7 protein-coding genes are annotated in these 14,196 nt (G+C 70.6%); 3 read left to right on the plus strand and 4 right to left on the minus strand.

Annotation, left to right across the window (positions count from 1 at the left end):
• The first annotated feature begins 151 nt into the window (after positions 1-151).
• From ACFQ79_RS08070 to ACFQ79_RS08080, 3 genes are all read left to right on the plus strand, one after another.
• On the plus strand, positions 152-6,448 hold the full coding sequence (locus tag ACFQ79_RS08070) for an RHS repeat domain-containing protein (RefSeq protein WP_383580106.1): 6,297 nt from the start codon (positions 152-154) through the stop codon (positions 6,446-6,448).
• Between the two features lie 146 nt (positions 6,449-6,594).
• On the plus strand, positions 6,595-7,911 hold the full coding sequence (locus tag ACFQ79_RS08075; RefSeq protein WP_383580107.1) for a hypothetical protein: 1,317 nt from the start codon (positions 6,595-6,597) through the stop codon (positions 7,909-7,911).
• Positions 7,912-8,138: 227 nt separating this feature from the next.
• Positions 8,139-8,840, plus strand: coding sequence for a DUF1345 domain-containing protein (locus tag ACFQ79_RS08080; RefSeq protein WP_383580108.1), 702 nt, complete (start codon positions 8,139-8,141; stop codon positions 8,838-8,840).
• A 13-nt stretch (positions 8,841-8,853) separates the two neighbouring features.
• Here ACFQ79_RS08080 and ACFQ79_RS08085 read toward each other — a convergent pair whose 3' ends face one another.
• From ACFQ79_RS08085 to ACFQ79_RS08100, 4 genes are all read right to left on the minus strand, one after another.
• Complete coding sequence (locus ACFQ79_RS08085) at positions 8,854-10,077, minus strand: cation:proton antiporter (RefSeq protein ID WP_383580109.1); 1,224 nt, start codon at positions 10,075-10,077, stop codon at positions 8,854-8,856.
• Between the two features lie 235 nt (positions 10,078-10,312).
• On the minus strand, positions 10,313-11,668 hold the full coding sequence (locus ACFQ79_RS08090; protein ID WP_383580110.1) for a flavin monoamine oxidase family protein: 1,356 nt from the start codon (positions 11,666-11,668) through the stop codon (positions 10,313-10,315).
• 105 nt (positions 11,669-11,773) lie between these two features.
• Positions 11,774-12,667: an MBL fold metallo-hydrolase gene (locus ACFQ79_RS08095; protein WP_383580112.1), complete on the minus strand. Its 894-nt coding sequence runs from the start codon at positions 12,665-12,667 to the stop codon at positions 11,774-11,776.
• Between the two features lie 254 nt (positions 12,668-12,921).
• Positions 12,922-14,172, minus strand: coding sequence for a saccharopine dehydrogenase family protein (locus tag ACFQ79_RS08100; protein ID WP_383580113.1), 1,251 nt, complete (start codon positions 14,170-14,172; stop codon positions 12,922-12,924).
• Positions 14,173-14,196 lie beyond the last annotated feature (24 nt).

The following is a 14,196-nucleotide window of genomic DNA, read 5'->3' on the forward strand; positions in this document are numbered from 1 at the left end:
TGACCGACCCGCCAGGGATGGCGCCGAGCGCTCACCTCTGGCCGGGCCCATATGGAGGTCATCAATTCCAGTTGTAATGGAATCAACTACGGTTGATCCGGCGGTGTTAGCGTACCTGCCTCCAACCATGTGGTTCAGCCTGGGAGTTGAAGTGAGAAGGTTCACAAGTCGTTCCGCGGGGGGCTCTCCCCGGGTACGCAGGCCACTGAGCTGGGCCGTACGGCACGCTCTCGTCTCCAGCCTGGTGCTCGCCGGGCTCGCCCCGGCGGGCGCCTCGGCCGCGACCGCCCCGGGCTGGCGGCCGCCGCAGCTCGAGCAGGCGACGGCGATACCCGTCGGCCCGGTCAAGAGCGGCCACAGCGCCGCCCTCAGGAAGCCGGACCAGACGGCGCGGGCCCTTGCCGAGGCGGCCACGTCACGTCCCGCGGAGGCGAATCGCCTTCTGCCGAAGCCGCATTCCGCCGAGCTGACGGCCGGCGGCGCCGAGGACACCGGGACCTTCCCGGTCACCCTGGTCTCGCTCTCCGGACGGGCGCCCTACGCGGCATCCGCGCAGCCCTCGCAGCGCGTGAAGGTGACCGTCGCCGACCACAAGGCGGCCCAGCGCTCCGGAGTCCAGGGTCTGCTGTTCAGCATGGCCGGCACGTCGACCGCCCCGGGCCGGGCGAAGATCCGCGTCGACTACTCCGCGTTCCGCGGCGCCTACGGCGGCGACTGGGCCTCCCGCCTGCGCCTGGTCCAACTGCCGGGCTGCGCGCTGACCACCCCCGCCGTGCCCCGCTGCCGCGTGCGCACCCCCCTGCCCACGGTCAACGACACCGATACCGGCACGCTGACCGCCTCGGCCCCGGTGGCCGTGGCCCCCAAGGGCGGTACGGCCGCCGCCCGTTCACTCGTCTCCAGCGCGGGTGCCACCGTTCTCGCCGCCGAGGCCGGCAGCTCCGGCACCAACGGCGACTACAAGGCCACCTCCCTGCAGGCCTCCGGTTCCTGGAGCGCGGGCAGCTCCTCGGGCGGCTTCAGCTGGGACTACCCCCTCGCCTTCCCCGCGGTGCCCTCCGGTCTGGCACCCAAGCTGTCGTTGAGCTACTCCTCGCAGAGCGTGGACGGCCGCACCTCCGCCACGAACAACCAGCCCGGCTGGGTCGGTGACGGCTGGTCGATGGAGCCCGGGTTCATCGAGCGCCGCTATCGTTCGTGCAACGACGACATGGCAGGCGGCACCAACACCGAGAAGTCCGGTGACCAGTGCTGGTTCACCGACAACGCCACCATGAGCCTCGGCGGCCGGACCACCGAGCTCGTCTTCGAGCAGGGCAAGGGCTGGCGCGCCCAGTCCGACAACGGCGAGCGGATCGAGAAGCTCACCGGTGCCTCCAACGGCGACGACGACGGCGAGTACTGGAAGGTCACCGCGACGGACGGCACCCAGTACTTCTTCGGGCTCAACCGCCTCCCGGGCTGGTCCGACGGCAAGTCCGAGACCAACTCCGCCTGGACCGTACCGGTCTACGGCAACCACGCCGGGGAGCCCTGCCACAGCAGCTCCTTCGCCGCAGGCTGGTGCAAGCAGGCCTGGCGCTGGCAGCTGGACCACGTCGTGGACGTGCGCGGCAACGCGCAGGCGTACTACTGGAACGCCGAGACCAACAACTACGACCGCGGAGCCGTCGCCAGCGCCGACAAGGGCACTCCCACCCCGTACACCCGCGGCGGCTGGCTCGACCGGATCGACTACGGACTGCGCGCGGACTCCGTGTACTCCGCCCCGGCCATGGCGCAGGTGAAGTTCGACGTCGCCGACCGCTGCACCGACGAGTGCGGGCTGTTCGACAAGGACCACGCCGACAATTGGCCCGACGTGCCCGTCGATCAGAACTGCGCCGACGGCGCCGCCCGATGCGAAGGCCAGTACAGCCCGACGTTCTGGTCGAAGAAGCGGCTGACCGGCATCACCTCCAAGGTGCTGACCGGCGGCGCGTACAAGGACGTCGACACCTGGGCCCTGGAGCAGACCTTCCCGCCCTCCGGTGACGGCACCGCACGCCCGCTGTGGCTGTCCACCATCCAGCGCACCGGGCACACGAACGGCAGCATCACGCTGCCCAAGGTCACGTTCCTGGGCCAGCAGCTCGCCAACCGCGTCGACAAGCTCGGCGACGGGCTCGCGCCCTTCATCCGCTACCGCGTCTACCAGATCAACACCGACACCGGCGGCAGCATCGGCATCACCTACTCCGCCCCCGGCTGCACCGCCACCACCCTGCCGCCCGCCGACGCGACGAACACCACCACCTGCTACCCGGTGAAGTGGGCCTTCGAAGGCGAGACCGCGAAGCTGGACTGGTTCAACAAGTACCTCGTCCAGGAGGTCGACGAGGGCGACAACCTGGCCGAGACCCCGGACGCCGTCACCCGCTACAGCTACCTCGGCGGGGCCGCCTGGGCCAAGGGCGAGGACGAGTTCACCAAGCCCGAGGACCGCACGTACGGAGACTTCCGCGGCTACGGCCTGGTCCAGGTCCGCAAGGGCGACGGCCTCGACCGCCGCACCCTCGCCGAGTCCCGCTACTTCCGGGGGATCGACGGCGCGGAGGTCGCCGACTCGACCGGCGCCGTCGTCACCGACCGCCCCGAGTTCGCCGGCCAGACCCGCGAGACCATCTCGTACGACGGGGAGGACGGCTCCTGGATCAAGGCCACGTCCAGCGTCCCGTGGCGGTCCTCCGTGACCGCGACCCGGCAGCGGGACGGGCTGCCCGCCCTGGAGGCCAGGTTCGGCGGAGTGGAGAAGGAGACGACCCGGGTCAAGACCTCCACCGGCGAACGCAAGGCCTCCACGACCCGCACCTTCGACTCCGTCGGCATGGAGGTCACCTCCGCCGACTCCGGCGACGAGTCCAAGAGCGGCGACGAGAAGTGCACCCGCACCGAGTACGCCCGCAACACCGGACCCAACCTGCTGTCCCTCGTGGCCCGGGTCGAGACGGTGGCCGTCTCCTGCGACTCCGCCGTCACCCGCCCGGCCGACGTCATCGCCGACAACCGGAACGTCTACGACGGCGGCTCCTTCGGCGGCGCGCCCACCCAGGGCAACGTCACCCGCACCGAGGTGATCGACCCCGACGGCGACGGCTACTCGCCCAAGGGCAGCACCACCTACGACGTGTACGGCCGCCCGACCACCGTGACCGACCCCTACGGCAAGAGCACCCGGACCGACTACACACCGGCCACCGGCGAGGTCGCCACGAAGACGGTGGTGACCAACCCGCTCAACCATGTCGCCACGACCACCTACGAACCGCTGCGTGCCCTGCCCATCGTCCAGGAGGACCTCAACAAGAAGGTCTCCACGACCCGGTACGACGCTCTCGGGCGGGTGACCGGGGTCTGGCTCCCGGGCCGCTCGGCCGCCACGTACCCGGACAGCCCGCACCTCTCCTACAGCTACCTGGTGCGCACCGACGGCCCGATCGTCGTGGCGACCAGCACCCTCACGGAGACCAGCGGCTACCGCACGACGTACGAGTTCATGGACGGCCTGCTGCGCAGCAGGCAGATCCAGGAACCCTCTCCCGGCGGAGGCCGGCTGGTCAGCGAGTCGTCGTTCAACACCCTCAACCAGAACTGGAGGAACTCCGGCAAGTACTACGCCGCCGGCGCCCCCTCCGACGTCCTGGTCACGGGAGCGGAGCTGAGGTACCCGGCCGCCACCGAGACCGTCTTCGACGGCGCCGGCCGCGCCACCGCCGTCATCAGCAAGAAGTTCGGTGAGGAGCAGAGCCGGATCACCACGATCGACGAGGGCGACCGGACCACGATCGTCCCGCCGGCGGGCGGCACCGCCAGGACCACCCTCACCGACAACCTGGGCCGGACCGTGGAGACCCGGGAGTACACGAACGCCGCGCGCACGGCCTACGAGTCCACCCACTACGGCTACGACCGGCTCGGCCGTCTGGCGAAGGTCACCGACGCGGCCGGGCGGAACTGGACGTACGGCTACGACGTACGCGGCCGCAAGACCTCCGTCAAGGACCCGGACACCGGCACCACACTGATCACGTACGACATCGGGGACCGGGAGACCGACACGAAGAACTCCCTGGGCACCGTCCACCACACCGACTACGACGCCCTCGGACGCAAGACGGCGCTCAAGGTCAACGGCGTCCTGACCACCGAGTACGTCTTCGACACCGTCGCGAAGGGCAAGCAGTCCGCGGCCAAGCACTACGTCGACGGCCACGCCTACGTCTCCGAGGTCACCTGGTACAACAACCGCTACCAGGCCACGGCGTCCCAGCTCACCATCCCGGCCGTGGAGGGCGCCCTGGCCGGCGTCTACAAGTGGACCGCCGGCTTCAACGCCAACACAGGCAAGCCGGAGTACTCCGAGGAGCCCGCGGTCGGCGGCCTCCCCAAGGAGCGGGTCGCGATCCGCTACGACGGCGACGGCCTGCCCGTCGCCACCACGGTCGGCGGCGCCATGCTGGCCGGCGCCACCACCTTCGACCACTACGGGCGGACCATCAGCACCGAACTGGGCGAGGCCGGCAGGAAGGTCCGGCAGGTCAACGAGTACGACGAGCACACCGGCCGGCCGACCCGCACGGTCACCGACCGCGAGACCGCTCCGCAGCGCCTGGACGACACCCGGTACGGGTACGACCCGGCCGGGAACCTGACCAAGGTCGTCACCGCCTCGGGCCAGGACGCCCAGCAGACCACGGACACCCAGTGCTTCGGCATCGACGGCCTGAGCCGCATCACCGAGGCGTGGACGGCGAACGACGGCTGCGCCGCCGCTCCCTCGGGCACCACCGTCGGGGGCCCGGACGCGTACTGGACCTCGTACACCTACGACGCCATCGGCAACCGCAAGACCGAGGTCCAGCACAAGGCACCGGGCGGTCCGGCCGCCGATGTCACCCGCGCCTACGGCACGCCGGTCACCGGAAGCCGGCTGCCGTCCGTCTCCATCTCCGGCGGGCCGGACAACGGCAAGAAGGAGACCTACGCCTACGACAACGCCGGCAACACCGTCCGCAGGCAACTGCCGTCCGGCGACCAGGTGCTGGCATGGGACAAGGAGGGGCACCTGGCCAAGGTCACCGAAGGCGCCAGGACCACCTCGTACGTCTACGACAGCGAGGGCCAGCGGCTGATCCGCAGGGACGCCACCGGATCCACGCTCACCCTGCCCGGCGGCACCGAGGTGCTGATGAAGCCGGACAACACGCTGGTGGGCACGCGCTACTACGCCCACAACGGCGGCACGGTCGCGGTGCGCACCCAGGGCAAGCTGTCCTTCGTGCTCACCGACCACCACGGCACGGGCACGACCCAGGTGGACTCCGCGACGAACGCCGTCACCAAGCGGCGGACGATGCCCTTCGGGGCCGCCCGGGGTGCCCAGCCCGCCGGGTGGACCGGGGACCGGGGCTTCGTCGGGGGCACGCGCGACGTGTCCACCGGACTCACCCATCTCGGGGCACGTGAGTACGACCCGGCGATCGGCCGCTTCATCTCCGCCGACCCGGTGATGGACCTCAGCGACACACAGCAGATCAACGGGTACGCGTACGCCCACAACAACCCGCTCTCCTCCAGCGACCCGACCGGCCTGTACGACCCCGACCTGAGGGACTACTGCCGGCAGAACCGGACGGAGTGCGCCGGGGACCGGCTCAAGGAGGAGGAATCCGAGGAGGACGAGTGGGAAGAGGTCGTGGACCTCTTCGACAACCACCCGAAGGGCTCCCAGTGGAAGCGGTTCGAAGTCGGCCCGGGAGAGGACCGCGGCATCATCATGGTCCGCTTCTACATCCACACGGAGAAGGCCGCCCTGGGCATGCTCGTCGGCGACGACCGCGAAACGACCTCGGATCCGAACGCACCGTTCCGGATGACCCTTCTGTGGGACACCGCCACGGGCCAGTGCCTGTTCACCATCACCGCGTCGGAGACGCCGGAGAAGCGCCGGGCCAAGCAGGTGGCCGCGGACCCGGGGAGCAAGGCGCCGTGGAAGTGGGAGACCACGACCACCCCCGGCAGAACGATCCCGGCCCGCCCGATCGACGTCGACGGGTTCAGCGGTGACACCGTCATCAAGGGGCACAACGTCGTCAACCTCCACAACCGGGGGGCAAGCGTGTCCCCGGAGAAGCTCGACATCGGCATCCACGCCGTCAACAGCCTCACGAGGCTCTTCGCGGTGGACGCCAACCTCACGGTCGAGGCGACCAAGACGGACGTGAAGATCACACGGACGGGCGACCCCTACCCGGACATGGAGGTGTTCCAGTACCGCAAGGGCATCAAGCCGCGGGTGATCGCCCATGACAGCATGGCCAGCCCGACCGGGCTGGACTCCATCCCCGCAGATCCGAAATACAAGATCAACCGCTCGTGGGTGAACGGCCAGTGCGTCAGCGGCTGCTGATCCCCGTCCGATGAACCGGCGGCCCGGTACCCCTCCCACGGAGGGGCACCGGGCCGCTCCGCGCCCGGGCCGTCGCCCGAACACGAGAATCCCCCGCTCCCGCCGCACGCCGGCCGTAGGCTGTCGCGGGAGAACAAGGGGAGACGATGATCGACTACCGCAAGGCGACCGTTCCGGTGTGGACGCTGGCGACCGGTGACGTCCGGGTGCCCGCACTGACCGGAGAGACGTCGATGACGGCCGAGCGCCTGGACGAACTGCGCAGCGTGCTGGCGGCCCTTGCCGAGGAGCCGATCGCCACCCTCGAGGTGCATCCGCTGCCCGACAGGGTCGACCGCAGCCGAGGCATCCCGCTCGACGCCGTGAGTCCGTTGGCACAGCACCTGTCGCAGCTCGTCACCTCGTCGGCGCGAGGTTCCGCCGCTGCGGCCAGGGCGACCGCCGCGGGCGAGGGCCTGTTCCGCATGGTGGTTCCGGCGAAGGTCGCCGCCCAGTTCGGTCAGGGCATCGTTCGCCCGATGACCGCGCAGGGGTTCGCCTGTGGCATCCGCGGGCCGCTCGTGAACTCGACGGGCAGGATCGTCGCCGGGGCGACGTTCGTGCCGGTCGGGAAGGTGGCAGCGGCAGGCGCGGTCGGTGGGGCCGGTGCGACAGCCGGAGTCGCGGCCGCCGGCGGCGCGGTGCTCACCGTGGCCGCGCCGCTCGTGCTCATGGCCGTGGCGGTGGGAGTGAGCGCCCACGCCGACGGAAAGCGCCAGCAGGCCATCGAACGCATCACGGAACTGCTGGAGCAACTGCAGGAGGAGAAGCTCGAGAGCGAGCACAGCGAACTCGACGGCTGCCGCGATGCCATCGACAAGGCCACGGCCATTCTGCTCGACCAGGGCCGGCTCGGTGTCTCGCTGGGACTGGACTCGGCGGTGCACGCCATCAATTCGGCGCTGGGCGCGGCCGACCGCCGCCTGGCCCGGTGGCAGAGCGCACTCGACAGACTGCCCGAGGGCGAGGCCGTCGAGATCGGCACGCTGGCCAAGTCGTTCCCCGGCATCGACGACCACGGCGGCGAGTTCCGGGCCCACCTCGAACTCGCCGCGCTGGCCATCGCGCTGAAGCAGCGGGTCAACGTCCTCCAGGCCGTCGAGCACGCCCAGAAGGACCCCGGCAATCCCTTCGAGACCTTCACCCGCGCGCTCAAGCGCGACCAACAGCGCCTCGAGGAGATGGAGTCGGGCATCGGGCGTGTCCTGCTGCGCCTGTCGGCACTGGAGTTGGCCCGCCCGCAAGGTCTGCGCCCTGTCTTCACGACAGGTGAGGTCGATCGCCTGATGCGCGCGACGCACCTGATTCACCGGTTGGGTGACAGCGTCCCGCCCGGCGGGCGCACCGCGGACGTGGCGATCGAGATCGCCCGCGAGAAGGACGGCTCGCTGGTCGTGTTCCCCGCGCTGCCCGCCCAGGCGTAGGCGCGCTCTCACCGGCTCGGGACAGGGGCCACTTCAAGGACTGCGGCTGCGCGAAGCGCAGCCGCGGCCCCACCCGTACTCGGTCCGCCTCCGTGAGGCGTTCGGCAGGCAGTGCGAGGAATCCGGGTTCGGTGTGCGGGGGACCCGGCGGCCACCTCCCGGATGAGAGAGGGATGGTGCCGTAGTTTCTCCCACGGTCGGCAGTGATGGCTCCATGGAGGTCACCCGTGCAGGAACCTACGCCTCGACGTACCCGGAACCGGTGGCTTTCCGAGCGGCGCCGGTCCGCGGTGAGTCTCGCCGTCGCGCTCGGAAGCGCCGGTCTGCTCGTGGGCGTCGACGGCAGCCAGGCGCGGATGTCGGCGGCCGACGTGGGCGTACTCGTGCTGGTGGCCTACCTCCTCCCCTACCTCCTGCTCACCTCGGTCGCCTTCTCGACCGCGCCCCCGGAGCGGATCCGCGCCTGGGCCAGGCGCGCCGAGCGCGGGACCGTCCTTCAGCGGTACGTCCTCGGTACGGCACCCGGGCCGGGGGTGTCCCTGTTCATCGCGGCCGGCGCCCTCCTCGTGGCGGTGGTGTGGTTTCCCGGGCACATCGGCTCGGCGCTGCCTGTGGTGACGCGCGGCGTGACAGCTCTTGTTCTGGTGGTCGTGGCGTGGATCTCGGTGGTCGTCGCGTTCGCAGTGGCCTTCCACGCCGACGACCTCGTCGAGGACGGGCAGGCGCTGGAGTTCCCCGGTGGTCAGGAGCCGCTCTGGGGTGACTACGTGTACTTCGCCCTGTCGGTCATGACGACGTTCGGGACCACTGACGTCACCGTGTTGTCCAGGGAGATGCGCCGGACGGTGGCGGCCAACTCCGTCATCGCCTTCGTCTTCAACACGATCACGGTGGCCAGTGTCGTCTCCGCGCTGAACACGGCCGCTTGAAGCACCCGGCTTCTCATGGGCCGGGACCGGGTGGTTCCACCGGCTCCTCGGGGCTCGGATGCCGGGCGAACCAACGGGCGACCGGTTCCGCGGTCACCCCGTGCAGGACCACGCTCAGAAGGACGGTCGCCGCGGTGACGTTGACCACGAAGTCCGCCTGTTTCTCCGGCAGCTGGACGTAGGCGAGAACGGCGAAGACGATCGAGGTGACGCCGCGCGGTCCCAGCCAGCCGATCGCGGCGCGCTCGGCGCGGGTGAAGGAGGTGCCGGTGAGCGAGACGACCACCGGCACGAACCGGGCCACGGTCAGCACGAGGAGCGCGTAGGCGAGGACCTGCAGCGCGATGCCGTCGGAGAACGCCTCCGCGGCCAGCGCGCCGAAGGCGTACCAGGCTGCCAGGGCCAGCAGGTGACTCGCGTCCTGCACCAGGTCGAGGGAGTCGCCGCCGACCGCCGAGACCGTGTTGGCGTACCAGAGGCCGGCCACGAAGGCCGCGACGAAGCCGTTGCCCTCGACGAGGACAGAGGCCGCGTACGTCAGGAAGGGCAGGGCCAGGCCCGCCATGCGGAGACTCGCGGGCTTGGCCCACCCGGACCGGAATGCCCGGCGCACCGCCTCGGAGGCCAGGTACCCGAGGACGCTGCCGACGACCGTGGCGTACACCGCGCCCTTGAGGGCGTTGAGGAGGAGGTCGCCGAAGGTGTCGCCCTCGGCGGAGACCAGGTTGGCGACGCAGAAGACGAAGAGCGGGGAGATCAGCCCGTCGTTGAAGCCGCCCTCGATGTTGAGCGCGGCCCGCACCCGCAGCGGCACCCGCTCGTCGCGCAGGATCATCAGGACCGGGGCGAGGTCCATGGGCATGACGACGAGGGCCGCGACCGCGAGCAGCCACCAGCTCGTTCCCGGGAAGACCAGGGCACCCGCCAACGTGGCGAGCACGACGGAGGCCGGCAGGGCGATCCCCAGGAGTCTGCCCTCGGCGACCGGGCCGCGCAGCCGGGCGTAGTCCCGCGTCTCCGTGGCGTCGGTGAACAGCATCACCGCGAGGACGAGTTCGATGGCCCGCTGGAAGGTGTGGGTGTCCATGTCGAGCGGAACGACCGGGTGGTCCTGACCGCTCAGGAGGATCCCGGCCAGGGCGAAGGTGATCGGGGCGGTGATGCTCCACCGCGCCAGCCGGTCGGACACGACGGTCCACAGGAACAGCAGGGACAGGAGGACGAGAAGAGCGATCACGGCGACTCGCAGAGCGGGAGCGGGGAAGAAGACAGGGAGGGGCGGGTGGTTTCCGGTCCGACGGTGCCATCCTCACAGGGAGGGGGAGGGTGTCGCCCCGGACACTCCGCGTCCGCCGCACTCGGCTTGGGCGTCGGGACGCCGGAGCCGGTCCTCCGGACGGGTGCACGCGCCGCTCTGTCGAGCGCTGCGGCCCGCCCCGTGCCGTCCTGGGGGGGCACCTGGAGGCGAAGGATCAGTGGCCCAGGCTCGACAGAACCGCCTTCGCCGCGTTCTCGCCCGACGTGGCAGCGTCGGCGAGCGACGGCATGGCGAGCTGGTAGTCGCCGGCGAGGTGGATCGGTCCCCAGGGGGCGCGCAGCGTCGGCAACGACTCACGCCCCCGAGGTGCCCAGAACGGCACCACGCGAGGATGGCGTCGCACGATCCCCTCCCCGAGCTTCCCTTCGAGCTGGGGGTAGACCGTCAGCAGGTCGCCGGAGAACCGAGCGACGATCTCTTCGTCGGAGAGCGTGAAGAGGGCGTCGGCCGAGGCGCCACCGGCGAAGCACGCCAGCGCTCCGCCCGGCTTCCTCGGGCCGTTCTTGCGCAGGGCGGCGGCGTGGTTGAACACCGCCTGGAAGGAGAGCTGCGGTGTGGACACGCCGAGGAGCCCGTCCCAGGGCTGAGGGCCCTCCTCCTCGGTGAAGAAGCCGACGATCACGTACCGGCCGTAGCGGATGTCGTCGAACGCCTCACGGTGCGTCCCGGGCAGGCCGGGAAGGATCCGCGAGGCGATGTCGCCGGGAACCGTCACGATGGCGCGTTCGGCGCGTATGCGCGCCGGGCGGCCCGCGACGACGAGGTTCACGACGACGCCGTCCCCGCTCCTCTCCACGGACCGGACGGTCGACCCGAGCCGAAGGCGCTCACCGAGGTCCGCGGCCAGGATGTCGGTCAGGGTCTGATTGCCCCCGACCGGCAGGGCGAAGTTCGGGACCTTCGCCGGGTCCGTCAGGGCGACTCCGATCGACGCCACGAGCTGGGTCGCCGCCGTCTCCTCCGGCTCGCACCCCATCCACTGCCCCGACCAGGACCGGACCACGGCCCGGGTCAGCTCGGAGCGGACGCCGCGCAGGAGGTCCGACGCGGGACGCCGGTCGAGCCTGGCCCGCACCCTCCGCGCCAGGAGGCCGTCCGACTCCAGGAACGGGACCGCGCAGAGGATGCGGGCACCGACCAGGGCCATGCCGACCCGGTCCATGAAGCTCATGCGGGTGCGGAACATGAGGGCGGCCACGTCGGACGTGTCGACCAGGGCACCGTTGAGGACGAGAGCCACGCTCGTGTCGGCCAGGGACCCCATCTCGACGCCGTGCCTGTCCAGAGCGTCGATCAACGGGCCGGTCCCCTCCGTGAACTGGGTGCCCACGTTGATCCAGTACTCGCCCTTGCGGACCGTTTCGACCCGTCCGCCCGGCCGGTCCTCGGCCTCGACCACCAGGACGTCGACCTGGTCCGCGAGGGTCGTGGCCGCCATCAGACCCGCCATTCCCGCGCCGATGACCACGACGTCGCAGGTCTCCTCGTCACTGTGTTGCGCTGCGGCCATGATTCGCGACTCCCTGTACCTGTTCTTCGATGCTGATTACTGAAATTCGACTCGGTTTCGAGATTACCGGGAGTTGGTGACTCCAGGACACCCGGACCGTGCGCGCTACGTGGCGCGGAACCGTCCGGGTTCGACCTCGGCGACCCGCCCCGCGCCGGCGAGACGGTCCAGGTGCCGCGCAGCGGTCCGGCGCTCCACCGGCATGACGTGGGGGCCCTCGACGTGCGGGCGGTACACCAGCCGACGGCGGGCGATCTCATCGACGGTCCGGGGTTCCGAGAGGAATGCCAGGAGGGTCTCGTCGCGCGTCGCCATCACGCCGACGAACGCGTCGAGGCGCTCCGAGAACTCAGCCGCGCCCTCGACGACACCCTTCTGGTGGGCCGTTCCGTACCACTGGGCGTCGACATCCCGGCAGCGGCGCATGGACGCCTCGAAGTCGGTGAGGCTGCTGCCGACGTCTCCGTAGTAGGGGCCGAACGACGTCAGGTCGATGTCCGCCACGAACAGGAAGCCGTCCGGCTCGATCAGGAATCCGCAGTGGCCCGCCGTGTGGCCGGGCAGGTGCACGACGGTCACCGTCCGACCGCCGAGGTCGAAGACCGTGCCGTCCTCGAAACCCGTCGCCTCGGGGCGGTCTTGGAGGTGGAAGCGGTCGCGCAGCACCAGAGTGGTGGGCTCGACGGCCTCCGGAGGGAGGCCGTAGCCGTCGACCATGGCCGCGAGGGATCGCACCGCCGCCAAATCCTGCATGTGCACGTGGACAGGTGTCTCGTAGTCGCCCAGAGCCGCGATGTGGTCCTCGTGGGCATGGCTCACGAGGACCACATCGGCGGGTGGCGCCGCTCCGGCGAGTGACAGCGACGGGTCGATGACCAACGTCTCGGCGCTGCCGCGTACGAGGACCGAGTTGGCGTAGGGGTAGGCGCCTCGCTCCGCTCCCACCATCACGGTGACTCCGCCGCCGTACCCCGTCTCCGTGTATCGGGTGCTGGGCAAGGTCGAACTCCTTCGTGTGGGTGCGGGCTACGGATGGGTGGCTTGGGGGACAGAGAGGTCTTCCTCCCGCGGGAGAGGGCCCGGGGCGCGGGGCGGAACGCGCCCCGTGCGACGCTGCGTTCCGGTCCGCCCGGGAGGAGGCCTGGTGCACGGCAGCCTTGCATGGCTGGTGGCGACCGGGACATCGCCGTACCCGGACCTCCCGAGTGCGTGGGTGCGGCGATGCCGTGGTCAGGGTCGAGTCGGCAACGTCCCTAGCGCAGCGACTCGACGATCTCGTAGCGCGGGGTGCCCACACGCTCCAGGGCGTTGTAGAAGGCTTCCGGCTCCGCCCAGTCCTCCGGGGCGAACGAACCGGCGCGCTTTCCGGCCTCGTCGAGCGCCAGCACCATGAACGCCGCGCAGGCGGTGCCCGTCACCGTAGCCATGCTGGCGACGAGGTACGCCCCCGGCCCGCTGACCGGCGTACGACGGACGGCTACGGCCGGGCGCCCATCGCGGGTACCGCTGACGCGGGCCAGCAGGCCGCCTCGCCAGGTGTAGCGACGACGGACGGCCGAAGCACCGAGGAACTTGAGCAGCTCTCCCGCTCCGCTCTCGCCACTGCGGACCTGCGTGATCATGCCGCCCAGGGCGTGACGCCAGCCGGTGAGGGTGCCGGGGCGGCTCTTGACGATCTCCATCATGAAATCGACCGCCTCGTCGGACGTCATCCGGCCCGACTCGATGGCCTGCCCGAGGCCCTTGACCAGGCCGTTGACCGGTGCCGGGTCCATGCCGCCGAGACAGCGGATGCGCTGCGCCCCGGGAAAACGGCGGGGCATGGTGACGGGCTCCGGGTGGGCCGTCTCGTACAGCAGTGTCTCGCCCAGACCGCCGCCCATCGGCGCCGAACCTGTCTCGACGTACGACTGGTGGGTGACCGGCCCGCCGTTCTCCCACGTCAGGCAGTCGCCAGCGGCGATGTGCATGAGGTGCTGGATCACGGCCCGGCCCACGTGGGGTCGCTCGTCGCCCACGGTCCAGAACATCTCGATGTCGTCGACCGTGTCCAGCTCGCTCGCGGCGTCCACGGCCAGCACATTGCTCATACCCGGTGAGGCGCCGCAGCCGATGTAGAGCGGGATGCCCGCCTCCTGGGCCTCGCCGGCGAGGCCCAGGGCGTGCTGGGTGCTCTCGACGTCGTCGTCGAAGTCGAGGTACGGCACCTTCAGCTCGATGCAGGCGGTGATCACGGGCTCGGAGGTGCGGATGTAGGGTCCCGCACCCAGGACGACGAGGGCGGCGCCGTCGACCACGTCGAGGAGGGCGTCGCGGTCGTAGAGGTCGAGCCGCCGGACCTTGACCCGGCCGGCCGGGAGCCTCTTCACGAGCGGCTGCAGCAGCTCGGGCCGGATGTCGCAGAGGACGAGGTCGAAGTCGCCCCCCGCCCGCGCGAAGCGCTCGATGGCCACCTTGCACATCTCGCCCGCGGCGCCGATGAACACGACTCGCCGTGCCGTCATGCGACGACTCCGGCCGTGAGCACC

This window comes from Streptomyces sp. NPDC056480, from assembly GCF_042795405.1.
In the GTDB taxonomy this organism is placed as follows: Bacteria; Actinomycetota; Actinomycetes; order Streptomycetales; family Streptomycetaceae; genus Streptomyces.

Bases quoted from the DNA above. Each gene is read 5' to 3' on its own strand.
- ACFQ79_RS08075 (WP_383580107.1), top strand. From the start codon at position 6,595: ATGATCGACTACCGCAAGGCGACCGTTCCGGTGTGGACGCTGGCGACC.
- ACFQ79_RS08090 (WP_383580110.1), bottom strand. From the start codon at position 11,668: ATGGCCGCAGCGCAACACAGTGACGAGGAGACCTGCGACGTCGTGGTC.
- ACFQ79_RS08100 (WP_383580113.1), bottom strand. From the start codon at position 14,172: ATGACGGCACGGCGAGTCGTGTTCATCGGCGCCGCGGGCGAGATGTGC.